Below are 23701 nucleotides of genomic sequence, written 5' to 3' on the forward strand. Positions count from 1 at the left end.
ATACTTTGTGGCAAGGAGATAGATACCTGTTGCGTGCTGGCGGGACTGGCAGAGCAGCGGTGCTTCTTCCAGGCCTGTCATTGTCTCCGCGTCCGGGATCCCTTTTCTGCGTAACATTTCTTTCCGGTTGACAAAGTAACTAACCAGTTAGTAATCTGCTGCTGTATTGATCGGCGTGCGATGACTGTTGGGTCGCAGCGGTCCTGGCTCAGTTACGGAGGCATAAGAAATGAAGACCAAGCAGTTGAACGTGGACGAGGCGGTTGCCCGTATTCCCGATGGCGCGACCATCGCGCTGACCGGCTCGGGCGGCGGGTTGCTCGAGGCAGATCTGGTATTTGCGGCGCTGGCCGAGCGTTTTCGCCGTACAGGCCACCCGCGCGACCTGACCCTGGTCCATGCGCTGGGTATCGGTGACGGCAAGGGCGGCGGTCTGGGCCACTTCGCCCAGAAGGGGATGGTAAAGCGCATCATCGGCGGTCACTGGTCCTGGGCGCCCGAGCTCCAGCGCATGGCGCGGGAGGGTGAAATCGAAGCCTACACACTGCCTGCCGGTGTTATCTCAACGCTGTTGCGCGAAGTCGGTGCCGGGCGCCCGGGCGTGATCACGCCGATCGGACTGGGGACCTTTGCCGATCCGGAGCACGGCGGCGGAAAAGTCGGTCCTGCCGCGAGCGAAGATATAGTCGAGCGCATCGAGCTCGATGGTCGTCCCTATCTGCGCTATAAGCCGATCAGGGTCGATGTCGGCATCGTTCGCGGCTCCCGTGCCGATCTGCACGGCAATATATCCACCGCCGACGAGCCGGCCGACATGGATGCCTATGCCGTGGCGCTGGCCGCGCATAACTGCGGTGGCTTCGTGATCGGCCAGGTCAAGGAGATACAGAACGGTCCCTTCGTGCCGGCGCGCCAGGTGACAATCCCCGGCGTTATGGTCAATGTGCTGGTGCATCACCCCGAACAGCGCCAGAGCTACGCCGGTGAATATGACCCGGCCATTTCGGGCCAGGCGCTGCCGAAGGGTCGTGCCGAGCGCAAGGAGGGACCGAGCGGGATACGCCGTATTATCGCCAGCCTGGCGGCGCGGGAGTTGAAAGCGGGGATGACCGTGAATTATGGCTTCGGTATTCCCGGTGGTATTTCGGCGGTCAGCGACCCTCAGGTGATCAGTAACTGCTGGGAGATGGTCGAGCAGGGCATCCACAACGGCGAGCTGCTCGATGGTGCGCTCTTCGGTGCCGCCCGATATCCGCAGGCGATCGTCAGCTCGCTGGAACAGTTCGATTTCTTCGCCGGTGGCGGTCTCGATATCGCCTTTCTCGGTATGGGCGAGATGGATGCGCAGGGCAACGTCAACGTCTCCCAGCTGGGCGCGTCTGTGGTCGGCCCGGGTGGTTTCGTGGAGATCACCCAGGGCGCCCGCAAGGTCGTGTTCTGCGGCAGCTTCGAAGCCAAGGGGCTGGATGTCGCCGTTGAAAACGGTGCGCTGAGGTTCAACTCGATGGGGGAGATTCCCAAGCTGGTGGACCAGGTACGGCATGTCACCTTTAGCGGCGCCGAGGCAATCCGGCGCGAGCAGGAGGTGTTCTACGTGACCGAGCGGGCCATATTCCGCCTGACCGGAGAAGGCGTGGAGCTGGTGGCGGTGGTAAAGGGCGTCGATGTGCAGCGGGATGTCATCGAGCGCATGGCGTTCCGACCGCTGGTGCGGGACGTCGCCGAGATTGCGCTCGCAGGTTGCTGAGACGCCCGCCTCAGTCGGGCCGCAGTGAACGCAGTACGGTATCGATATTGAACTGCAGGCGTGCTTCGAGCGCCGCCGGGTCCATCAGGTCGCGGTCGTAGATGATGGATCCGGTAAAGCGGTTGGTCAGGTAATAGTAACCGACGGCCGCAATGGTGATGTTGAGCTGAACCGGGTCGACATCGGCCCTGAAAATACCTTCCTGCGCGCCCCGGTCGAGAATGTCGCCCACCATGCTGACCATATTGCTGTGGGCCTCGCGGATGACCTGGGAGTTCTTCAGGTGCTTGGCCCGGTGCAGGTTCTCGCTGTTGACCAGGGTCAGAAACTCGGGGTTCTTCAGGTAGTACTCCCAGGTAAAGCGCACCAGCTTTTCGATTGCCTCGCGCGGCGGAAGCTGCTCCAGGTTGAGCTTTTTTTCGGCGGTCCGGATATCCAGATAAGCATCTTCGATGACTTTCTGGAACAGCTCCTCCTTATTGCCGAAGTAGTGGTAAATCATGCGCTTGTTCGATTTCGCGCGATCGGCCACTTCGTCAATGCGGGCACCGCCGAAGCCTTTTATGGAAAATTCCTTCTTGGCCGCCTGAAGGATGCGTTTCTGCGTCGCTTCCGGGTCCCGGGATCTCGATTTAGCTGCTGGAGTGTCCGTCGCCATGGTTGTGATTCTGTCCCTTCAGCTCGTGGTTCAAAGCATGCTTGATACCGTTCTTGTGGCGGTTTTGCAAGGTTATCGCTCTGGCGAAATCTTCCGCACGGCAGGCTGGAGACCTCTGAAAACTCGTGATAGTATACTAACCAGATAGTTACTTATGGTGATGGTGTGATTGTATTCGAGGTAGCGGATTGTATCGCCCGGCTGGAGATTCGCCGGGCCGGGCGTTGCAATGCGCTGACTGCATCGATGCTGGAGCAGCTGAACCAGGCGCTGGGTCACATCGAAACGAACCCGCAGGTACGGGTGGTTCTGATCAGTGCGGAGGGAGAACGCTTTTTCTCGTCCGGCGCCGATATCGACGACTGGGGTGATCTGGATGCGCAGGCGATGGGGCACCGTTGGATCCGGCAGGGCAATCGCGTGTTTCAGCGTCTGGCCGAGTTGCCGGTACCGGTCGTATGCGGCCTGCGGGGGCGCGCGCTGGGCGGTGGCGCCGAGCTGGCGCTGGCGGCGGACATCCGCATCGCCACCGAGGATGTCGAATTCGGCTTTCCCGAAACCTCGATAGGGGCGATTCCCGGCTGGACCGGCTGCGCCCGCCTAGCCGAGGGTCTGGGCATCGCGCGGGCGCGCAGCCTGGTGCTGTCGGGCGAGCTGCTGGATGCCGCGACGCTGCTGGAGTCCGGGCTGGTGTCCGAGGTCGTGCCGCCACAGGACCTGGAGCAGGCGCTTTACGCCTGGGCCGGGCGCCTCGGGCGCCGTTCCGGTACGGCCATGGCCGCAGCCAAGCAGGTATTCGGCGCAATGAGTAGCGCCAACAGCTTTGCACCGGTGCACGAGCTGGCCGCAACGGTTTGCCGGGGTTCCGCGGATGGTCAGGAGGGAATCGAAGCCTTTCGCCAAAAACGCGCCCCGAAGTTTACATAACAACAGTACGGAGATCGCACCTATGAGCTTCAACTTTGTCCCGGTCAACATGGCCGATCCAAGATTGCCCAAGACCGCTACGCGTTACCGCATGTTTATCGACGGGCAATGGACCGACGGCAGTGCAGAGAGCACTTTTGTACGCAACAGCCCGGCTCACGGCATCCCGGTCAGCGAGTATCCGCGCGGTGGCAAGGCCGACGTCGAAAACGCTGTATCGGCCGCGCGCAGAGCCTTCGACTCCGGTGTCTGGTCGCGTATCAGCGGTGCCGAGCGCGCCGCCGTGCTGCTGAAGGCGGCGAATCTGATTCGCGAGAACGCCGAGCAGCTGGCGCTGGTCGAAACGCTGGAAACCGGCAAGTCGATTCAGCAGTCGCGTGGAGAAGTTCTCGGCGCCGCCGGTTGCTGGGAGTATGCCGCCGGCATGGCGCGGGCCATCCACGGCGAGAGTTTCAATAATCTGGGCGACTCGATGCTCGGTCTGGTGACCCGCGAGCCGGTCGGGGTCGTTGGCGTGATCACGCCCTGGAATTTCCCGTTCTTTATCGCTTCCGAGCGTTACCCCTTCGTGCTGGCGTCGGGCTGCACGATTGTCGCCAAGGCCGCCGAAATCACCTCCGGCACCACGCTGATGATGGCCGGGTTGCTCAAGGAAGCCGGTCTGCCGGACGGCGCCTTCAACGTCGTGACCGGCCCCGGCTCGGTGATCGGCCAGGCGCTGACCGAGCATCCGGCGGTCGATATGGTGTCGTTCACCGGCTCGACAGCCGTCGGTCAGTCCACCATCGCGGCATCCGCTGCCAACATCAAGAAGCTCGGGCTGGAACTGGGCGGCAAGAATCCGCAGGTGGTGTTCGCCGATGCCGATATCGATGCCGCGCTCGATGGCACCCTGTTCGGCCTGCTGTTCAACGGCGGCCAATGCTGCGTCAGTGGCAGCCGCCTGATCGTCGAGCGCTCCATCCATGCCGAGTTCTGCGAGCGCTTGCTCGAGCGCGCGGCGAAGGTGAAGATCGGCGATCCGCTGAACGACGAAACCCAGGTCGGTGCCATCATCGACGAGCGCCAGTATGCGACCATCATGCGCTATATCGGTCTGGGGCGGGACGAGGGGGGCAGGTTGCTGACCGGTGGCGAGGCCCTTGGCGAGAAACCGGGACTGTTCATTCAGCCGACGATCTTCGATGGTGTCGACGCCGATATGTCGATTTTCCGCGAAGAGATTTTCGGCCCTGTACTCTGCGTCACACCGTTCGATACTTATGATGAAGCCATCCGCATTGCCAACGACTCCTGCTTCGGGCTCGCCGCGAGCGTCTGGACCTCCAACCTGGACAATGCCATTCGCGGTTTCCGTGATCTGAAGGCCGGGCGGCTGTGGGTCAACACCACCATCAGCGGTGGTCCAGAGCTGCCGGTCGGTGGCTGCAAGGAGTCGGGTTACGGCCGCGAGACCGGCACCTACGGCCTGGACGAGTACACCGAGGTGAAAGCGGTGCACATTCATCTGGGCAAGCGGGCCAAGTGGCTCGCCGATTAACGAAAGTAGGGTGGAGTTTGCTATGTACGATTACATCATCGTTGGCGGCGGGTCGTCCGGGTGCGTGCTGGCCGCACGTTTGAGCGAGATGCAGGATGCCCGCGTGTTGCTGCTGGAGGCGGGGCCGAAGGACCGCAACCCCTACATTCACATTCCCGTCGGCTTCTTCAAGATGACCGGTGGCCCGCTGACATGGGGGCTGAAGACGGCGCCGCAGCGCCATGTCAACAATCGGGAAATTCCGTTCGCGCAGGCCCGGGTGCTCGGCGGCGGCGGCTCGATAAACGCCGAGGTCTTCACCCGCGGTGCGCGGGAGGATTACGATCGCTGGGCCGGGGCTGAGGGTTGCGATGGCTGGTCCTACGATGAGGTGATGCCTTATTTCAAGCGATCGGAAGACAACGAAATCTTTGCCGACGAGTACCATGGTACCGGCGGTCCGCTGGGGGTTTCGAGTCCCATCAGTCCGAACCGCATGAGCAAGGTTTTCGTGCAGGCCTGCCAGCAGGCCGGACTGCCCTATAACCCGGATTTCAATGGCGCACGCCAGGATGGCTGCGGCCTGTACCAGACCACAACGCGTAACGCGCGTCGCTGTTCGGCGGCGGTCGGCTACCTCAACGGGACCGGCAAGCGTCAGAACCTGGATATCTGGCCCGAGTGCAAAACCACCCGGATTCTGCTCGAGAATGGCAGGGCGGTTGGCGTCGAGTTCGAGCGCAAGGGGCAGGTGGAGCAGGTGCGGGCGTCCCGGGAGGTTATAGTGGCAGCCGGTGCCATCGGTTCGCCCAAGCTGCTGATGCTGTCCGGCATCGGTCCGGCCGATCACCTGCGCTCCCGCGGTATCGAAGTACGCGCCGATCTTGCGGGCGTGGGGCAGAACCTGCAGGACCATTTCGGCACCGACATCATCTACGAGCTGAACGGTCAGTACAGCTTCGACAAGTATGCCAAGCCGCACTGGATGCTGTGGGCGGGTCTGGAATACATGCTGTTCCGAAAAGGCCCTGTTGCCTCGAATATCGTCGAGGGCGGTGCCTTCTGGTTTGCCGACAAGGCCTCGAAAACGGTCGACACCCAGTTCCATTTCCTGGCCGGTGCGGGTGTCGAAGAGGGTATACCGGCGGTGCCGTCCGGCGCCGGTGTGACGATGAACAGTTATTTCCTGAGGCCCCGCAGCCGCGGATCGGTGACGCTGAGCAGCACCGATCCGACCGCTGCGCCGGTGGTCGATCCGAACTACCTGGCCGACCCCTACGATCTGCAGATGTCGGTGCAGGGCGTGAAGCAAATGCGGGACATCATGGCGCAAAGCGCCTTCGCTCCCTTTATCCGCGGCGAACACATGCCGGGTCAGGATCTCCGTAGCGACAAGGATTATGAGAACTACATCCGGCAGTACGGACGCACCTGCTACCACCCGGTCGGCACCTGCAAGATGGGCGTGGACGAGATGGCGGTGGTCGATCCCGAGCTTCGCGTTCGGGGCATCGAGGGTCTCCGGGTAGCGGACTCGTCGGTAATGCCGAGCCTGGTCAGCTCCAACACCAATGCGCCGAGCATCATGATCGGCGAAAAGGCCAGCGACCTGATTCGCGCGGCCGTGTAGCGCTTTAAGCTTGTCCTGTTTCATTTTTTGCGCCCGGCTCGTTCGCGAACCGGGCGTTTTTTTATTCTGTCGGGCTTTGGTGATGGCGGGCGTGAAAGTGATCATTACAAGTTGTTGCCATCTTTCGATCTTGTTGCTAGCATACTAACCAGTTAGTTACTTATTGTTGTGTAGATGTAAATTCATTCAACTTCGGGAAGTGGCAATGAAAGTACTGGTAACGGTCAAGCGTGTGCTCGACTACAACGTCAAGGTCCGCGTCAAGGCGGATCAGACCGACGTGGATCTGACCAACGTCAAAATGGCGCTGAACCCCTTCTGTGAAATCGCCGTCGAAGAAGCCGTGCGCCTGAAGGAAGCGGGTATCGCCTCCGAGGTCGTCGTCGTCTCCATCGGCCCTAAAGCGGTTCAGGAGCAGATCCGCACCGCGCTGGCACTGGGCGCCGACCGCGGCATCCAGATCGAAACCGACGCGATGCCGGAATCCCTCTCCGTCGCCAAGCTGCTGGCCAAGATCGTCGAAGACGAGAAGCCGGGCCTGGTCATTCTCGGCAAGCAGGCGATCGACTCCGACAACAACCAGTCCGGCCAGATGCTGGCGGCGCTGACCGGCATGGGTCAGGGCACCTTCGCCTCCGAAGTCAAGGTCGAGGGCGAAGAAGTGCTGGTGACCCGCGAAGTCGACGGCGGCCTGCAGACCGTTGGCCTGAAACTGCCGGCCATCGTCACCACCGACCTGCGTCTGAACGAGCCGCGCTACGCTTCGCTGCCGAACATCATGAAGGCGAAGAAGAAGCCGCTGGACGTCAAGACCCCGGCAGACCTGGGTGTCGAGCTGCGCGCTCACACCGAACTGCTGAAAGTCGAGCCGCCGGCCGAGCGCGCGGGCGGTATCAAGGTGGCTTCGGTCGAGGAGCTGGTCGAGAAACTGAAAAACGAAGCGAAGGTGATCTGAGATGGCCATCCTGATTGTTGCAGAACACGATAACGCCACCCTGAAAGGCGCTACCCTCCACGCCGTGTCCGCAGCCGCTCAGATCGGTGGCGATGTCGCCGTGCTGGTTGCGGGTGAAGGCTGCCAGGCCGTGGCCGACGAAGCCGCCAAGGTTGCCGGTGTCGCCAAGGTACTGCTGGCGGACAACGCCGCCTACGGTCACCAGCTGGCGGAAAACGTCGCACCGCTGGTCGCAGAGCTCGGCAAGGACTTCAGCCACATCCTGGCGCCGGCCACCACTACCGGCAAGAACCTGCTGCCGCGCGTCGCTGCGCTGCTGGACGTGGGTCAGATCTCCGAGATCGTCGCCGTTGAAGGTGCCGATACCTTCAAGCGCCCGATCTACGCCGGCAACGCCATTGCCACCGTGAAGTCGCTCGATGCGATCAAGGTCATCACCGTTCGCGGTACCGCGTTCGATGCCGCTGCCGCTGAAGGCGGTTCGGCTTCCGTTGAAGCGGTTGGCGCCGCACACGACGCTGGCAAGTCCCGCTTCGTGGGCGAAGAAGTCGCCGTATCCGAGCGTCCGGAACTGACCGCTGCACGCGTCGTCATCTCCGGTGGCCGCGGTATGGGCAACGGCGAGAACTTCGCGCTGATCGAGAAGGTTGCCGACAAACTGGGCGCCGCCGTCGGTGCGTCCCGTGCCGCCGTCGACGCCGGCTTCGTGCCGAACGACATGCAGGTCGGTCAGACCGGCAAGATCGTCGCGCCGGAGCTCTACATTGCCGTCGGTATCTCCGGTGCCATCCAGCACCTGGCCGGCATGAAGGACTCCAAGGTGATCGTCGCGATCAACAAGGACGAAGAAGCCCCGATCTTCCAGGTAGCCGATTACGGCCTGGTCGCGGATCTCTTCGAAGCCGTTCCCGAGTTGGAAGGCAAGCTGTAAGAGGGTTGCCGGAAGTACAGGTCTGGCACTGCCGCACTTCTCCAACAGGTATTCTCGGAAGGCGGCTCTTTTGCCCCAGGTTCGCCTGGGGCTTTTTTTTAGTTTGAGGAGGTTGCTGATAATGGTTCGCGAATCAATGGAGTTCGATGTCGTCATCGTCGGTGCCGGCCCTGCCGGTCTGTCGGCCGCCTGCCGCCTGATGCAACAGGCCCAGGCCGCTGAGCAGGAACTGACGGTCTGCGTCGTCGAGAAAGGCTCCGAAGTCGGTGCCCATATTCTGTCCGGTGCCGTCATTGAGCCGCGGGCGCTCAACGAACTCTTCCCGGACTGGGCCGGGCAGGGTGCGCCGTTGAAGACCGCGGTGACCGAGGATCAGATCTATCTGCTCAAGGACGCCGAGAACGCTCGTCGTATTCCCAACGGCCTGGCGCCGAAGACGATGCACAACGAAGGTAACTACGTGGCCAGCCTCGGCAACCTCTGCCGCTGGCTCGGCGAGCGTGCCGAAGAGCTGGGCGTCGAGGTCTTTCCGGGCTTTGCCGCCGCCGAAGTGCTCTACCACGACGACGGCCCTCTCAAGGGAAGTGTGAAGGGTATTGCCACCGGCGACATGGGAATCACTCACAGCGGCGAGCAGGGTCCGAACTACATGCCGGGCATGGAACTGCACGCCAAGTACACCCTGTTCACCGAAGGCTGCCGCGGCCATCTGGGCAAGCAGCTGATCGAAAAATTCGCGCTGGACAAGGATTCCGATCCGCAGCACTTTGGGTTAGGCATCAAGGAACTCTGGGACATCGACCCGGCCAAGCACAAGCCGGGCCTGGTGCTGCACGGTGCCGGCTGGCCCTTATCCGGTGACGGGCAGAAGGGCACCAACGGTGGCTTCTTCCTGTACCACGCCGAAGACAACCAGGTGGTGGTGGGTCTGATCATCGACCTCAACTACTCGAACCCCTGGCTGAGCCCGTTCGACGAGTTCCAGCGCATGAAGCACCACCCGCTGATCAAGCAGTATCTCGAAGGCGGCAAGCGTGTGTCCTACGGCGCCCGTGCCATCGCCAAGGGCGGCTTCAACTCGCTGCCGAAGATGACCATGCCCGGCGCGCTGCTGCTTGGCTGTGACGCCGGTACCCTGAACTTCTCCAAGATCAAGGGCACCCACACCGCGATGAAATCCGGCATGATCGCCGCCGAGGCGGTGTTCGAATCCCTGGCAGCAGGAGACGAGGGCGGCAAGGACCTGAATGCCTTTACCGAGAAATTCAAGGCCTCCTGGCTCTACGACGATCTGTTCCGCAGCCGCAACTTCGGCCCGGCGATGCACAAGTTCGGCACCATTCTCGGTGGCGCCTTCAACTTCGTCGACCAGAACCTCTTCGGCGGCAAGATCCCGGTGACGCTGCACGATACCCGCAAGGACTACGCCGAGCTCAAGCCCGCGTCCGAGTGCAAGCAGATCGAATACCCGAAGCCGGACGGCAAGCTGAGCTTCGATAAGCTGTCCTCGGTGTTCCTGTCGAACACCAACCACGAAGAGGATCAGCCGAGCCACCTGCAGCTGAAGGACGTGCAGATTCCGCTGTCGACCAACCTGCCGAAGTGGGCAGAACCGGCGCAGCGCTACTGCCCGGCCGGCGTTTACGAAGTGGTCGAGGACGAGCAGGGCAAGTGTTTCCAGATCAACACCCAGAATTGCGTCCACTGCAAGACCTGCGACATTAAAGACCCGTCGCAGAATATCACCTGGGTCGTGCCCGAAGGCGGCGGCGGTCCGAATTATCCGAACATGTAAAAGCCAGTCTTGAGTTAACAGTTTGGAGTTAACAGAAACAGCTTCAAGCCCCGTGTCCGCGGGGCTTTCGTCCAGTGACAGAGCAGCAGAGAGGCAAGATATGCATCATATCGGCAAGACACGGATACCCGCGATAGGCTTCGGTACCTACCCGCTGCAAGGCAGTGAAGCGCAGCAGGCGGTCGAAATGGCTATCGGGCTTGGCTATCGCCATATCGATACCGCCCAGATGTACGGCAATGAGAAGGCCGTGGGCCAGGCACTGCGGTCTTGCGGACTGGCACTGGACGAAGTGATGGTGACGACCAAGGTCGACCCGTCGAATATGGATCCTGAGCGCTTTCTGCCGTCGGTCGAGCGCAGTCTCGAAGATCTCGGGATCGACTCGGTCGATTATCTGTTGTTGCACTGGCCCAGTCGCGAGCGTGCGCTGGGCCAGACGCTGGAGCTGCTGGCTGAAGCCAGGAGTCGAGGGTATTCACAGCATATAGGCGTCAGCAACTTTACCTGTGCGCAGTTGCGAGAGGCGGGGCGTTTGCTGCCGGGTGAAATCGCCACCAACCAGGTCGAGTTTCACCCGCTGATCGATCAGCGTCCGCTGCAGCGGCTTTGCCGCGAACAGGGTGTCATCCTCAGCGCTTATTGCGCTCTGGCCCGGGGCGCTTTTATGGAAGACCGGACGCTGCAGTCCATCGCCAGGGTTTATGGCAAATCGGTTGCCCAGGTCGCATTGCGCTGGATCATCCAGCAAGGGGTCGCGGCGATCGCGATGTCGACCAGGCTGGAGAATGCACGGGGCAACCTCGACGTTTTCGACTTCGAGTTGTCGGACGATGAAATGAAGGCCATAGGTGCCTTGCGTCAGGCGCATCGGCGCCTGGTGTCGCCTGCGCAATGGGCACCGGAGTGGGACGGTCCGGCGGAGGGTGATAAGGAGTAAGGGCCGGGCAGGCTCTCAAGTGGTGAGCACTGGGCCCGGGGACTTTGGTAGCTGAGCCGCCAAAGTGACCAGGCTCAGGGGCGCAGCAGCCGCAGAATCGTATCGATATTGAAGTTCAGGCGTTCTTCCCGGGCTTCGTCCGACATCAGGTCCCGCTGAAAGATGATCGAGCCGGTATAGCGGTTGGTCTGATAGTAGTAGCTGATGCCGGCGATGGTGATCACCAGCTGGACCGGGTCCACGTCGGGACGAAATACACCCTGTCCGACGCCGCGCTGCAGGATTTCCTCGACCATGCCGATGAAGCGCCCGTGAACCTCGATGATCGTCTGCGCCTTCTTGAGATGGCGTGCGCGGTGCAGGTTTTCGCTGTTGACCAGCGCGAGAAACTCGGGGTTTTTCAGGTAGTAATCCCAGGAAAAGCGCACCAGTGCCTTGATCGCCTCGACGGGTTCGAGCAGCTCGAGTTTGAGCTTTCGCTCGGCGGCGCGAATATCCAGGTAGGCTTCCTCTATCACCGCCTGGAACAAATCTTCCTTGTTGCCGAAATAGTGATAGATCATGCGTTTGTTGGCCTTGGCACGATCGGCGATGGTGTCGACCCGTGCGCCTGCGAGACCGAGCTGGGCAAACTCTTTTTTCGCCGCCTTGAGAATGCGTTTGCGGGTTTCTTCCGGGTCCCGCTTCTGGCGGGGACTTTGTGTGGCAATTTTGTCCAAGGCTCCGCTCCGACATCGAGTTGCTGGGCTCGGCAGGCAATGGCCGATGGAGTCGACCATTGTAACCTGCCGTTAAGTAACTGTATAGTTGGTTACTTGTGGTGCCGGCCATGGCTCGGCACCTGGCGGCTTGGCAGGCCGTTGAAAATCGCTCTTAACGCTGAAACGGCAACGCAGAGAGCATTTCAACCGCCTATCAGACAGAGGTCTGGAAGCGTTCCATGCAGACCTGCAGTGTTTCCTCGGGTGGCTTTTGCCACCAGTTCTTGCTGGAGAAGATTTCTACCTCGACCAGCCCGGTATAACCGGCCTTCTCGACCTGGTTGCGAATGGCCGGCAGCTCGATGACTCCGTCACCCATCATTCCGCGGTCGGTCAACAGGTCTTCGGTGGGTACCAGCCAATCCGAAACGTGATAGGCCAGCAACCGTTCCCCGGCCCTGGCCAGTTGCGTTTCCAGCGCCGGGTCCCACCAGAGGTGGTAGACGTCGGCAGCGACGCCCACCGAACCTGGCTGCTCGGCATCGATGATGTCGCACCAGTCCAGCGCCTGCGCCAGCGTACAAAGGCAACTGCGATCGCCCGCGTACATCGGATGCAGCGGCTCGAGCGCGATCGGCACCTTGAGCTCACGGGCCCGTTCGGCCAGCTTGAGCAGGCCTTCCAGCGTTTGCTGGCGGGCATCGGCAAGGCTCGGGTTATCGCTGCCGATGCTGCCGACAACCGCTACATAGCAACTGGCGCCGAGGGTCGCCGCATCCTCCAGGGCTTTCAGGTTGTCGTCGATGGCAGCCTTACGCAGCGCTCGGGTAGCCGCCGGGAAATAGCTGGTACGGCAGTAGCCACTAACCTTGAGACCGGCGTCGCGTATCAGCCGGGCCGCCCGGTCGGCGCCCAGCGCCTCCACTTCCTTTCGCCAGGGCGCAATCCCGCCGACACCCTGGCGTGCCAGCAGTTCGACGGTTTCATCCAGTCCGGTCTGGTAACCGAAAGTGGCCGTATTGATGGATAGCAGGTCCAGGCGACCCTTGAGATCTCTCATGCCGGTGTTGCCTCCCGTTCGGTCAGAATTTTGGGGTCATGAGGCCACCGTCGACCCGGACTTCCTGCCCGACGGTGTAGGGCAGGGCGCCACTGGCCATGGATACGGCGACTCTGGCGACTTCCTCGGGCTGGCCCCAGCGCGGGATCGAGGTCAGGCCCTGTTCGATCAGAGCGTCGTATCGGGGCTTGGAGGGGGCCGTCATCGACGTTTCGATCAATCCGGGCTGGATCTCGTACACCCCGATCTCGGCCGCGGCCAGGCGCTGGGCGAACAGGCGGCTGCCCATTGAGAAGGCGGCCTTCGACATGCAGTATTCGCCCCGTGCCACCGATACCGCCACGGCATTGGATGAGGTGATGTTGATGATCGAGCGGTGCTGCTGGCCCGCCTTTGCCGCCAGCATGCGCCGCGCGGCATTCTGGGTCAGGAAGAAGGTGCCGCGGGTGTTGACCGCGTGGCAGCGGTCGAAGCTCTCGACCGAGACGTCCAGCAGGTCGCCGCGGGACAGCACCGAGACGCCGGCATTGTTGACCAGGCAGTCCAGGCGGCCGAAGCGGGTCTGAACCCGCTCCAGCATGGCGTCGTGGCTGTCGAGGTCGGCAATGTTGCCGGGTACGGTCAGCGTTTCGGCGCCGGTTTCCCGGACGGCCCGGGCAGCGCTTTCGAGGGCTTCGTCACCGGGAAGGGCGTTGAGCGCGACGTTGAAACCGGCCTGTCCCAGCGCCATGGCGATGGCCTGTCCGATACCACCGGATGCGCCGGTGACCAGAGCTACAGGTTTGGTCATGATCGTGATCTCCGGTCATCAGGCCAGCAGCTGGCGGGATATGATCATGCGCTGCACCTGGTTGGTGCCTTCGTAGATCTGGGTAATCTTGGCATCACGGTACAGGCGTTCGACTTCGAAGCCACGGATGTAACCGCTGCCGCCGAAGATCTGCACGGCGTTGGCGCTGTGCTGGACTGCGGTATCGCCGGCGAAGCACTTGGCCATCGAGCAGGCGGCGGTCGCGTCTTCGCCGTTGTCGATCTTGTGGGCGGCACTGTGAACCAGCAGGCGGGCAGCCTCGGTGTCCTTGGCCATGTCGGCCAGCATGAACTGTACGCCCTGGAACTCGGCGATGTTCTTGCCGAACTGCTTGCGCTGCTTGGCGTAGTCGACGGCCGCTTCGAGACCGGCGCGGGCAATGCCCACGGCCAGCGCGCCGATACCGACCCGGCCCTTGTTGAGTACGCTCATCATCATGTGGAAGCCGCGGTTTTCCTCGCCCAGAAGCGCCGAGGCGGGCAATTTCACATTGTCGAAATGCAGCTCGCCCACCTGGGAGGCGCGCTGTCCCATCTTGTGCTCTTTCGGGCCCTTGGAAACGCCCTCGAGGTTGCAGTCGACGATAAAGATGCTCATGCCCCGGTGGCCTGCATCCTTGTCGGTACGGGTCAGGACGAAGGCGACATCGGCGACCGGCGCGTTATGGATCCACAGCTTGGCGCCATTGAGCAGCCAGCCGTCTTCGGTGCGGGTGGCGGTGGTCTTGACGCCGGAAACGTCGGAACCGGCGCCGGCTTCGGTGATGCAGTAGGCGCCGCGGCTCTCGGCGCGCAGCAGTTTGCCGAGGTAGGCGTCGCGCTGTTCCTGATTGCCATATTGCGAAAGCAGGGTGGCGAGCAGTTCCACCAGACCACACTGGTCGGCGACCGACGCGTAGCCGCGGGACAGCTCCTCCATCACGATGGCATAGGCCACGGCATCGAGGCCGATACCGCCGTGCTCTTCCGGAATGGAGATGCCGAACAGGCCAAGCTCGCCCATCTGGCTGTAGATTTCGGCCGGGAAGCGCTCGTCGCGGTCCAGCTCTTCGGCAACGGGACGAATGACCTCGTCTGCGAATTTGCGGGTCATTTCGCGGATCTGGGCATGTATTTCGGTCATATACATAGGATTTCCTCTTTTTTTCGGTGCGCCCGGCCGCGATCGCGATGGTGCAGGGCGGTTGTACAAACGACAATAAGTAACTAACTGGTTAGGTTATACATGAGCGACCGAGCGGTCAAGTACCGGCGAGTAAAGGAGTCGGCCGGCGTCGCCATCCTCGTGGCGCAGACTTGACAACGCGGGCGCGTTAAGTAACTATCCGGATACTTATAAATAACCCATTGGATACCTGATGGGAATATGGATGGTGAATGATGACGACGATTGCACTTCCTCAGGTCGATGGCAGCCTGAAAAAATACCAGCTCAGTGACGCAGACCCGGTGCTGGCGCCGGAGAACCCCGAATTCAACCGCATCGCCTATGCGGCCGCCCATGTCGTGGTTGACCCCCTGCGCCAGGATTGCAACTGGCTGCAGCGACCGAGCATCGACTGGGACGCCACCATGGCGTTCCGCCACCACCTCTGGCGCCAGGGCTTCATGATCGCCGAGGCAATGGACACCGCCCAGCGCGGCATGGGCGTGGACTGGCCGACGGCGAAAGAACTGATTCACCGCAGCCTGGACGAGGCGCGTAGCGTCGAGGGCGCGGACCTGGCGGCCGGCTGCGGTACCGATCAGCTGAACGTTGCCGATGCCCGCTCGCTGGACGACGTCATCGCCGCCTACGAAGAACAGATGGAAGCCATCGAATCGAAGGGCGGGCGCCTGATCCTGATGGCCAGCCGCGCCCTCGCCGCCGTCGCCCGGAACGCCGATGACTATATCCGCGTCTACGACCGGTTGCTGACGCAGGCGCAGGGCAAGGTGATCCTGCACTGGCTCGGGGATGTCTTCGACCCGGCGCTGAAAGGCTACTGGGGCAGCGAAAATGTCGCCGAGGCGATGGATACGGTTCTGCGGATCATCGAAACCCACCGCGACAAGGTCGACGGCATCAAGATCTCGCTGCTGAGCAAAGAATGGGAGCTGGTGCTGCGTAGCCGCCTGCCGGCAGGCGTGCGCATGTATACCGGTGACGACTTCAACTACTCGGAACTGATCGAAGGCCAGGACGGGGTCTATTCCCACGCACTGCTCGGCATTTTCGATGCGATTGCGCCGGTCGCTTCGGCGGCGCTGACGAAGCTGACGCAGGGGCAGACGCAGGCCTATCGTGACCTGCTCGAACCGACCGTCCCGCTGTCGCGCGAGATTTTCAAGGCGCCGACCCAGTACTACAAGGCCGGTGTCGTGTTCCTTGCCTGGCTCAACGGCCATCAGGAACACTTCGTCATGGCCGGCGGCATGCAGTCGGCCCGTGAGATCAGCCACTATGCACGGGTGTTCGAGCTGGCCGATCAGGCCGGATTGCTGGCCGACCGCGCCCTGGCCGCAGGCCGGATGCAGTCGCTGCTGGCCTTGCACGGTATCCAGTAAACCTTCTGCTGGCTTCGGGCCCGCGCCGACAACCCCCGATACCGGTCGGGTATCTGCGACCCCCCTGAGCTATGCTGACAGTGGCAGCCTGATGGCGAGCACTGCACATAGTACGGGGGGCCTATGCGATGTACCCGCTGTGGGGCTGACAATCCCGAGACCGCACGGTTTTGCAACCAGTGTGGAAGTCAAATCGATGTACCCGCAAAGGCAACGTCGGCAGGGTTGCAGGACCAGGCGCCCATCGATTACACGCCGTCCCATCTGATCGAGCGCATTCTGGCGCAGCGCCAGAATGCGCTTCATCATCTCCCTCCCGGCGGAGAGCGCAAGACGGTCACGTCACTGTTCGCCGATATCGCCGACTCGACCGCCTTGATTCACGATTGCGACCCGGAAGAGGCGCAGGCGCTGATCGATCCGGCTCTCGGCCTGATGATGGAGGCAGTGCATCACTACGAAGGCTATGTCGCCAAAACGCTGGGGGACGGCATCCTGGCCCTTTTCGGCGCGCCCCTGGCCTGCGAGGATCATGCGCAGCGGGCACTGTTCGCGGCCCTTAGGATGAGGGATAACCTGGTCCGGCACGCCGCACGGCAGGCTGGTCAGCCGGCACGCTTGCTCAGAATCCGGGTCGGTATCCATAGCGGGGAAGTGGTGGTTCGCGAGGTCCGCGCCGAGGACCTGCACGCGGAGTACGATCCGGTCGGGCAAACGATCCATATCGCCTCCCGGCTGGAAGCGCTCGCAGAGCCCAATTCCATCCTCGCTACCGACGCCACCTATCGCCTGGCGCAGGGGTATTTCAGCTTTGAATCCCGGGGGGCGGTCTCAGTCAAGGGTGTCCCCGAGCCGCTGCGGGTCCATCGACTCCTCGGGCCAGGTCCCTGGCACACGCGGCTGCAGGTCGCCCAAAGCCGTGGCCTGGCCCATTTTGTCGGACGAGAGCCCGAGTTGCGGGTGCTCGAGCAGTCACTGCTGAAGTCACAGCAAGGTCACGGCCAGCTGGTCGCGGTTGCCGGCGAGCCGGGTGTCGGCAAGTCGCGCCTGTTCCATGAGTTCAAGCATAGCGCCCGCACACAGAGCCTGGTGCTCGAAACCTATTCGCTGTCGCATGGCAAGGCATTTGCGTATCTGCCGCTGATCGAGCTGCTGAAGGGCTATTTCCAGATCGGCAATCACGATGAAGACTGGCGCCGGCGTGAAAAAATTGCCGATAAAGTGCTTGCTGTCGCGCCGGCGCTCGAAGACCGGCTTCCGCTTCTGCTTTTTCTGCTGGGCATCGGCGAACTGGGGCGGAGGCTCCAACAGATGGCGCCGGCACTTAGGCGCCAGCGTACTCTGGAGACAGTGGTGCAGTTGCTGCTGGCCGAATGTCGGCGCCAGCCTCTGGTGATCGTCTTCGAGGATCTGCAGTGGCTCGACAGCGAAAGCGAAGCTTTTCTGGCATGCTTGCTCGAGAGCATCGGGCAGGCGCCGGTACTGCTGCTGGTGAACTTCCGGCCGGAGTACGACTTTCGCTGGGCAGAGTCGCCGGGCGTCAGTTTGTTGCGGCTCGATCCGCTCGGGGCTGCCGAGTCCGGCGTGCTGCTGGACGCGTTGCTGGGGCTGGATCCTGTCCTGGTAGCACTCAAGGCAAGGGTCATGGCCGATACAGAGGGTAATCCGTTCTTTATCGAGGAAGTCGTGCAGTCACTGATCGAGGAAGGGGTTCTCAGCGGCCCGGCGGGACGGCGGTCGCTGCAGAAGTCGCTGACCACGCTGCGGATTCCGAGCAGCGTGCAGGGCCTTCTGAGCGCCCGTATCGACCGGCTTGGGCCCGCCGAGAAGTCGCTGCTGCAAACCGTTGCGGTGATCGGCCGGGAGGCGCCCTGGAGCCTGATACAACAGGTGTCCGGCCAGCCGGAAGTCAAGCTGCGGCGATGGCTGTCACATCTCGAAGATGGCGAGTTCCTCTATCAGCGGCCTGCCTATCCGGAGATCGAGTTCTGCTTCAAGCATGCGCTGACGCAGGAAGTGGCCTACGGTTCGTTGCTGTCCGCTCAGCGACGGGCGTTGCATGAATCCACGGCGACGGCGATCGAGGCCCTGTCTCGGGAAAACCTCGACGAGCACTGCAACGCGCTCGCGCACCACTTCAGCCAAAGTGGCAACACTGACAAAGCCTTACATTTCCTGCGTATCGCCGGCGAGCAGGCGATGCATCGCAGTGCCAGCATGGAGGCCTTGGCGCATTTCGGCAGAGCGGTCGAGCTGCTCGGGACCCTCCCTGACTCATTGCAGCGCGATCAGCGTGAACTGGAGCTGCAGTGTCTGCTGGGGCCGACCTGGATGGCGGTCAAGGGCTATGGTTCGGCGGAAGTGGAGCGTACCTACAATAGGGCACTTGCGCTCAGTCGTCGCCTTTCAGACTCCTCGAAACTGTTTCCGGTGCTGGTGGGCCTGCGTCGTTACTATGTGCTGCAGGCGGAATATCCCACCGCACTGGAGCTGGCGCAGCAAATGCTGCAGCTGGCAGAGAGTACTCGGGACTCCGACATGCGGCTGCAGGCGCACAGTGCGCTGGGCGCCACCCTGTTCTTCCAGGGGCGGCTGCGAGCCGCCAGATCGCACCTGCAGCGTGCAATCGAGCTCTACGAACCGGAGGTGCATCAGGAACATGCCTTCCTTTATGGCGTGGATCCGGGGCTGCTGGCGATGGTGTTCGAGGTCTGGCGGCTATGGTATCAGGGCTTTCCCGAGCAGGCGTTGCGCTTTTCGGACCGGGTGTTGGACGTCGCGCGGGCATCGAAAATCCCCTTCAGCCTGGCCGACCCGCTGGTATTCCGGGCCGAGCTGCATCAGTTGCGACATGAGCCCGCGGATGCCCGGACCTGGGCTGAAGCGGCCATCGAACTGGCCGCAGAGCAGGGCTTTCCCTACTGGCAGGCGCGTGGCATGGTGATTCGCGGCTGGGCGCTGGCCAACCAAGGTGACGAAGGCGAGGGGATCAGTCTGATGCGGCAGGGGCTGGCCGACTACCGAGCAACCGGTGCGAGGGTGTTGCGGCCCTATTTTCTTGGCCTGCTCGCCGAAGTGCTGCTCGACAACGGCCACTTGAATGAAGCCCGCACAAGTCTCAGGGAAGCGCTGGAACTGGTCGACGGCACCGGGGAAGGCTTTTACGCCGCTGAACTGTTCCGGCTCAAGGGAAAACTGCTGATCGCCGGGGAGGATGGGGGCTGGAATTTGCCGGCACAGCTGGCGTTCGACAAATCGATTGAGCTTGCCCGGCAGGAGGGCATGCTGATAATCGAGCTCCGGACCTTGCGGGATCTGGTGAATCTTGATCGAAACGGCGAGCGTATGTGGTACTCTCTTGAACGATTGGGAAAACTGATTCAGAGAATACCGGAAGGTAAGGGCAATCCGGATATCCGGGAGGCTGACCGGATATTTCGACGGTTTAAACAAGTAAATAAAAAAGCTGGTAAAGGAGGCGACTATTAACCCGGCAGATTAATACCGTGATTTTCAGGCGGCCGCATAGCGTATCTTTTCCGCCTCGAAGTATGACTGAACGCGCTCCGGTTGCTTATGGAGAGAACGGAGCTGAGACAACACGTTTTTCTTCATCTGCCCTTTGCCACGAACCGGTTCACCTCGGCTGAGGCTGGCTTTCAAATCACAGTACGGCAGCGCCATTGCGCTATAACATCTGGAATGAAGCGCTATGTCCGCTATGACCCGATTGGAAGTTGAAGCAACCGATCGTAAAGAAGAGTAGTAAGCAGGGCCAGGTCTTGCCTTTTGCCTGTCCAGTTCTAATGACCGCTCTGTGCCGGTAACTGACTGTGGATGCAATCGGTAGAATTTATAGGGCCTTAAAGGTGTAAGAAAACGTATTGTGCCGATAAAGGCAGATTGATATAGCGTATTCAGGTAAAAAAGGGCTGGCATTTATTCAAATACCAGCCCCAAAATTAGTTCTAATAAGCCAGATATGTGACTTTTCGTTACCTCATTTCGTAGCGCTCAGCACCTGATCGACGTAGTACTGCGCGAGCCCGAGGTAGTTTTCCGGTGCCAGCGCCTGTTCCAGCTGTTCACGGGACAGATGCCGGGTTGCGCACTCATCTTCTGCCAGCACGTCGAACAGGGTCCGGTTGCGTTGCTCTGCCGTGCGGCAGGCCTCGTATACCACGTCGTGTGCTGCCTGGCGCCCGAGATGTGGGGCAAGCGCCATCATGGCGGACTCGGCGACGATCAGGCCCTGAGTGATTTGCAGGTTTTCGCGCATCTTTTCGGCATTGACGACCAGTCCTTCCAGGAGGAAGGCGGCCTGAGATACTGCACAGTGGGACAGCACGAAGCACTGGGGCAGGGCGATCCACTCCGCATGCCAGGGACCCGTGGCCCGTTCCAGGTCGGCTTCCTGGGCGCCCAGCAGCAGGTGCGCCGACTCGCTGACGGCCTTGTGGCAGCCGCGAATGACCTCGCAGGAGATGGGATTGCGTTTCTGCGGCATGGTGGAGGAAGCGCCGCGGTCCTTGACGAAGGGCTCGGCCACTTCGCCCAGCTCCGTCATCGACATGATCATGATATCGAAAGCGATTTTAGCCAGCGTGCCCGTCATGATCGCCAGCGCGCAGCCGGCTTCGGCCAGGGTGTCCCGGGTCGAGTGCCAGGGGATGTCGGGGGCACGCAGATCCAGCTCTTCCGCCAGCAACGCGGTCGCTTTTTCGGCACCAGGCCCCATGGACGCGAGGGTGCCGGCTGCACCGCCGAGCTGCGCGACCAGCACACGCGGGCGCAGTTCGTTCAGCCGTTGCTGTGCCCGGCGCAGCGAATCGAGCCAGACCGCGGCCTTGTAACCGAAGGTGACGGGCAACGCGTGCTGCATATGGGTGCGTCCCGCCATCACGGTATCGCGATGTTCGCGCGCCAAGGACTCCAGCGCCCGCTCGACGCGCGCCAGGTCCTGATTGATCAGATCAAGGCCCGCGCGTACCTGTAGGACGCTGCCGGTGTCCATGATGTCCTGGGTGGTCGCACCCCAGTGCACATACCCGCCGGCGTCTTTGCCCGCGGCCTGTGCCAGTTGCCTTACCAGGCCGAGAATCGGGTAACCGACGGTACCGGTATCCTGCGCCAGGCGCTCCATGTCAATGGCCACCGTCTGGGCGGCCTGGTTGATCTGCTGTGCCGCCTCGGCCGGAATCATCTCGATTCTGGCCTGAGCGCGGGCCAGCGCCGCTTCGACATCGATATAGCTTTGCACCCGCGCGCCATCGTCGAACAGACTGCGCATGGTGTCGGAGTGGAACAGCGGTGCGAAGAGACGGGAGTCCAGAATAGATGCGGTCATTTTGAAATTACCTTGGCAGTGAAACGGTCGCGGTAGGAACCGCCTTTTTTCCAAACAAAGAGAGCGACAGTCAGTACTGCACCCGCGAGGTCGGTTTCCCAACCGCCCATGATCATCAGGATCGAGGTCAAGAGCAGCAGCAGACGTGTCAGGGGGCCGGCCCGGTCAAAGAACCAGCCCTGCACCGCGGCGCTCAGCAGGTAGATGCCGATGGTGGCGGTAATGGCAGCCATTACGATTTCGATCAGGGTTCCCTGCATCAGCAGCGCCGGGTTGAAGCAGAAGATGAACGGCACCAGGAACGCCGAGATGCCGATCTTGAACGCCTGCACGCCGGTCTGCATCGAGTTCGCGCCCGAAATCGCCGCGCCGGCAAAGGCCGCCAGTGCGACCGGCGGCGTGATCGCCGACATCACCGCAAAGAAGAACACGAAAAAGTGTGCAACCAGCGGTTCGATACCCAGCTGCGTCAATCCCGGTGCGATCACCGCCGCGGCGACGGCATACGCCGCAGTCGTCGGCATGCCCATGCCCAGCACGACCGAGATCACCATGGCGAACAGCAGCGCGAGTAACTGGCTGCTATCAGCAACCGCCAGCAGAATGGCCGAGAAACGCAGGCCAACGCCGGTGATGCTGATGACGCCGACGATGATGCCCGCCGTGGCGCAGACCGAAATCAGCGGGATCGCCATTTTTCCGGCAAGCGCCAGGGCGTGGAAGATCCGCTTCGGTCCCATGGCATTGGCGCCAAGCCAGCTCACCACGATGACCGAAAGTCCCGACAAGGTGCCGGCCCGGATCACTGAGTAGCCCATCACCAGGCAAGTGATCAGGATGATGATGGGCGAGAACAGATACAGCTGTCGCATCAGCTTCGCACGATCCGGCAACTGATCTTTCGCCAAGCCCGTCATGCCGGTCTTGGACGCCTCGAAGTCGACCATGAAGTAGACCGACAGGAAATAAAGAATGCCCGGGATTACGGCGGCCATGACGATATCGGTGTAGGGGATGCCGGTGACGTCGGCCATGATGAAGGCGCCGGCGCCCATGATCGGCGGCAGTATCTGACCGCCGGACGAAGCGGCGGCCTCGATGGCACCCGCAACACTCGGCTTGTACCCCACCTTTTTCATCAGCGGGATGGTAAAGGCACCGGTCGAGACTACGTTGCCCGCCGAGGAGCCATTGATCGTGCCCATCAACCCGGACGCCAGTACCGCGACCTTCGCCGGGCCGCCGCGCTTGTGGCCGGCAACGGCAAAGGCGAGCTTGACGAAATAGTCGCCAGCGCCCGAGGCCTGAAGAAAGGCCGCGAAGACAATAAACAGAATCAGGTAGGTAGCCGAAACACCGAGCGTCGGTCCCAGTACGCCGTTATCGGTCAGCAGATACGAAATCAGACGGGCAAAGTCATAGCCTTCGTGTTGCAGGATGCCGGGCATCCAGGGGCCGACAAAGGCGTAGACCACGAATACCGCGGCGATGATGACCATGGCCATGCCGGTGGTGCGGCGGGTGATCTCCAGCAGTAGAGCTATGGCCGCCGCCGAGACCATGGCATCAGTGGTGGTCGGGAAAGCACCGGCCCGGAACTGCAGCATATCGAGATATTCGATCAGATAACCGCCCACCGTCAGGCACAGGATCGCCACGGCGATATCCGCCGGACGCCAGGACTGGCCGCGATTGGCCAGCCAGGTCGCGGGGATGGTGGTCAAGGTGGTGAAGATCAGCAGCCAGGAGAACGGATTCATGCCCGGCTGATCCAGCAGTGTCCGGTCGACCAGCAGGTAGCTCGCGGCGGTCGCGACGGACATCAGCAACGCCACTGCACCCAGTGCGGTCCCCGTTCGGGAGCCGCCACGCACGCGGTAGCTGGCGCCGGAAAAGATCAGCGCGCCAAGCGCCAGGCCGCCGGTCATATGCAGAATACGCTGGCTCCAGGCCTCCATCGGATAGAGGTTCAGCGCCAGCAGTTGCAGCAGCACGTAGAGCGCGCTGGCGGCAACGATCAGCTTCGGCCCTCCCATGGTTTCATGCGCAGTGTCGGCCGCGTCGATATCGATCGCCGCCGGCTCGGTGACACCGGATTTATCCATGGATGGATGTTCGGATGAGGATTTCATCA

Annotated in this window: 17 protein-coding genes; 10 read left to right on the top strand and 7 right to left on the bottom strand. The window is 61.9% G+C overall.

The genetic code is table 11. The annotated features are described in order from the left end of the window. Positions 1-229: 229 nt before the first annotated feature. Positions 230-1747, top strand: a complete 1518-nt coding sequence (locus IEX85_RS14425; protein ID WP_188861323.1) for a CoA-transferase — start codon at positions 230-232, stop codon at positions 1745-1747. A gap of 10 nt (positions 1748-1757) precedes the next feature. Here the strand turns inward: IEX85_RS14425 and IEX85_RS14430 are convergent, their stop codons facing one another. Continuing rightward, a complete protein-coding gene (locus tag IEX85_RS14430) occupies positions 1758-2405 on the bottom strand; it encodes a TetR/AcrR family transcriptional regulator (protein WP_188861324.1) in 648 nt (215 codons plus the stop codon). Positions 2406-2570: 165 nt separating this feature from the next. Here IEX85_RS14430 and IEX85_RS14435 point away from each other — a divergent pair, with 165 nt between their 5' ends. The 7 genes from IEX85_RS14435 (at position 2571) to IEX85_RS14465 (ending at position 11102) form a co-directional block, all read left to right on the top strand. Beyond that, positions 2571-3332, top strand: coding sequence for an enoyl-CoA hydratase/isomerase family protein (locus IEX85_RS14435; RefSeq protein ID WP_188861325.1), 762 nt, complete (start codon positions 2571-2573; stop codon positions 3330-3332). Between the two features lie 22 nt (positions 3333-3354). Continuing rightward, positions 3355-4872, top strand: coding sequence for an aldehyde dehydrogenase family protein (locus tag IEX85_RS14440; protein ID WP_188861326.1), 1518 nt, complete (start codon positions 3355-3357; stop codon positions 4870-4872). Positions 4873-4894: 22 nt separating this feature from the next. Next, positions 4895-6481, top strand: coding sequence for a GMC family oxidoreductase (locus IEX85_RS14445; protein WP_188861327.1), 1587 nt, complete (start codon positions 4895-4897; stop codon positions 6479-6481). A 205-nt stretch (positions 6482-6686) separates the two neighbouring features. Next, a complete protein-coding gene (locus IEX85_RS14450; RefSeq protein WP_188861328.1) occupies positions 6687-7436 on the top strand; it encodes an electron transfer flavoprotein subunit beta/FixA family protein in 750 nt (249 codons plus the stop codon). 1 nt (position 7437) lies between these two features. Next, positions 7438-8367 carry an electron transfer flavoprotein subunit alpha/FixB family protein gene (locus IEX85_RS14455; RefSeq protein WP_188861329.1) on the top strand — a complete coding sequence of 310 codons (930 nt, stop codon included), beginning with the start codon at positions 7438-7440 and terminating at the stop codon, positions 8365-8367. Between the two features lie 121 nt (positions 8368-8488). After that, on the top strand, positions 8489-10162 hold the full coding sequence (locus tag IEX85_RS14460) for an electron transfer flavoprotein-ubiquinone oxidoreductase (RefSeq protein ID WP_188861330.1): 1674 nt from the start codon (positions 8489-8491) through the stop codon (positions 10160-10162). A gap of 100 nt (positions 10163-10262) precedes the next feature. Beyond that, complete coding sequence (locus tag IEX85_RS14465) at positions 10263-11102, top strand: aldo/keto reductase (RefSeq protein WP_188861331.1); 840 nt, start codon at positions 10263-10265, stop codon at positions 11100-11102. A 74-nt stretch (positions 11103-11176) separates the two neighbouring features. On the opposite strand, the gene IEX85_RS14470 is transcribed toward IEX85_RS14465, so the two are convergent. The 4 genes from IEX85_RS14470 to IEX85_RS14485 all read right to left on the bottom strand — a co-directional run bounded on the left by IEX85_RS14470 (position 11177) and on the right by IEX85_RS14485 (position 14796). Next, a complete protein-coding gene (locus IEX85_RS14470; RefSeq protein ID WP_229721934.1) occupies positions 11177-11821 on the bottom strand; it encodes a TetR/AcrR family transcriptional regulator in 645 nt (214 codons plus the stop codon). Positions 11822-12017: 196 nt separating this feature from the next. After that, positions 12018-12863 carry a sugar phosphate isomerase/epimerase family protein gene (locus IEX85_RS14475; protein ID WP_188861333.1) on the bottom strand — a complete coding sequence of 282 codons (846 nt, stop codon included), beginning with the start codon at positions 12861-12863 and terminating at the stop codon, positions 12018-12020. A gap of 22 nt (positions 12864-12885) precedes the next feature. Continuing rightward, on the bottom strand, positions 12886-13653 hold the full coding sequence (locus IEX85_RS14480; protein WP_188861334.1) for a 3-ketoacyl-ACP reductase: 768 nt from the start codon (positions 13651-13653) through the stop codon (positions 12886-12888). Between the two features lie 18 nt (positions 13654-13671). Beyond that, positions 13672-14796: an acyl-CoA dehydrogenase family protein gene (locus IEX85_RS14485; RefSeq protein ID WP_229721935.1), complete on the bottom strand. Its 1125-nt coding sequence runs from the start codon at positions 14794-14796 to the stop codon at positions 13672-13674. Positions 14797-15050: 254 nt separating this feature from the next. Here IEX85_RS14485 and IEX85_RS14490 point away from each other — a divergent pair, with 254 nt between their 5' ends. After that, complete coding sequence (locus IEX85_RS14490) at positions 15051-16220, top strand: dihydrodipicolinate synthase family protein (RefSeq protein WP_229721936.1); 1170 nt, start codon at positions 15051-15053, stop codon at positions 16218-16220. Positions 16221-16343: 123 nt separating this feature from the next. Continuing rightward, on the top strand, positions 16344-19709 hold the full coding sequence (locus tag IEX85_RS14495) for an adenylate/guanylate cyclase domain-containing protein (RefSeq protein WP_188861336.1): 3366 nt from the start codon (positions 16344-16346) through the stop codon (positions 19707-19709). Positions 19710-20220: 511 nt separating this feature from the next. Here IEX85_RS14495 and pcaB read toward each other — a convergent pair. Both pcaB and IEX85_RS14505 read right to left on the bottom strand, forming a co-directional pair. After that, a complete protein-coding gene (gene pcaB / locus IEX85_RS14500) occupies positions 20221-21567 on the bottom strand; it encodes a 3-carboxy-cis,cis-muconate cycloisomerase (protein ID WP_188861337.1) in 1347 nt (448 codons plus the stop codon). Further along, on the bottom strand, positions 21564-23699 hold the full coding sequence (locus IEX85_RS14505) for a TRAP transporter permease (RefSeq protein WP_229721938.1): 2136 nt from the start codon (positions 23697-23699) through the stop codon (positions 21564-21566). The genes pcaB and IEX85_RS14505 overlap by 4 nt, the downstream gene beginning before the upstream one ends. Between the last annotated feature and the right edge of the window lie 2 nt (positions 23700-23701).

This window comes from Marinobacterium nitratireducens, assembly GCF_014645375.1.
GTDB classification, from domain to species: domain Bacteria; phylum Pseudomonadota; class Gammaproteobacteria; order Pseudomonadales; family Balneatricaceae; genus Marinobacterium_A; species Marinobacterium_A nitratireducens.

What these genes read in the sequence shown, in the direction of transcription:
- IEX85_RS14425 (WP_188861323.1), top strand. Translation starts at nt 230, where the DNA reads ATGAAGACCAAGCAGTTGAACGTGGACGAGGCGGTTGCCCGTATTCCC.
- IEX85_RS14430 (WP_188861324.1), bottom strand. Translation starts at nt 2,405, where the DNA reads ATGGCGACGGACACTCCAGCAGCTAAATCGAGATCCCGGGACCCGGAA.
- IEX85_RS14440 (WP_188861326.1), top strand. Translation starts at nt 3,355, where the DNA reads ATGAGCTTCAACTTTGTCCCGGTCAACATGGCCGATCCAAGATTGCCC.
- IEX85_RS14445 (WP_188861327.1), top strand. Translation starts at nt 4,895, where the DNA reads ATGTACGATTACATCATCGTTGGCGGCGGGTCGTCCGGGTGCGTGCTG.
- IEX85_RS14450 (WP_188861328.1), top strand. Translation starts at nt 6,687, where the DNA reads ATGAAAGTACTGGTAACGGTCAAGCGTGTGCTCGACTACAACGTCAAG.
- IEX85_RS14455 (WP_188861329.1), top strand. Translation starts at nt 7,438, where the DNA reads ATGGCCATCCTGATTGTTGCAGAACACGATAACGCCACCCTGAAAGGC.
- IEX85_RS14460 (WP_188861330.1), top strand. Translation starts at nt 8,489, where the DNA reads ATGGTTCGCGAATCAATGGAGTTCGATGTCGTCATCGTCGGTGCCGGC.
- IEX85_RS14465 (WP_188861331.1), top strand. Translation starts at nt 10,263, where the DNA reads ATGCATCATATCGGCAAGACACGGATACCCGCGATAGGCTTCGGTACC.
- IEX85_RS14475 (WP_188861333.1), bottom strand. Translation starts at nt 12,863, where the DNA reads ATGAGAGATCTCAAGGGTCGCCTGGACCTGCTATCCATCAATACGGCC.
- IEX85_RS14480 (WP_188861334.1), bottom strand. Translation starts at nt 13,653, where the DNA reads ATGACCAAACCTGTAGCTCTGGTCACCGGCGCATCCGGTGGTATCGGA.
- IEX85_RS14485 (WP_229721935.1), bottom strand. Translation starts at nt 14,796, where the DNA reads ATGACCGAAATACATGCCCAGATCCGCGAAATGACCCGCAAATTCGCA.
- IEX85_RS14490 (WP_229721936.1), top strand. Translation starts at nt 15,051, where the DNA reads ATGATGACGACGATTGCACTTCCTCAGGTCGATGGCAGCCTGAAAAAA.
- IEX85_RS14495 (WP_188861336.1), top strand. Translation starts at nt 16,344, where the DNA reads ATGCGATGTACCCGCTGTGGGGCTGACAATCCCGAGACCGCACGGTTT.
- pcaB (WP_188861337.1), bottom strand. Translation starts at nt 21,567, where the DNA reads ATGACCGCATCTATTCTGGACTCCCGTCTCTTCGCACCGCTGTTCCAC.
- IEX85_RS14505 (WP_229721938.1), bottom strand. Translation starts at nt 23,699, where the DNA reads ATGAAATCCTCATCCGAACATCCATCCATGGATAAATCCGGTGTCACC.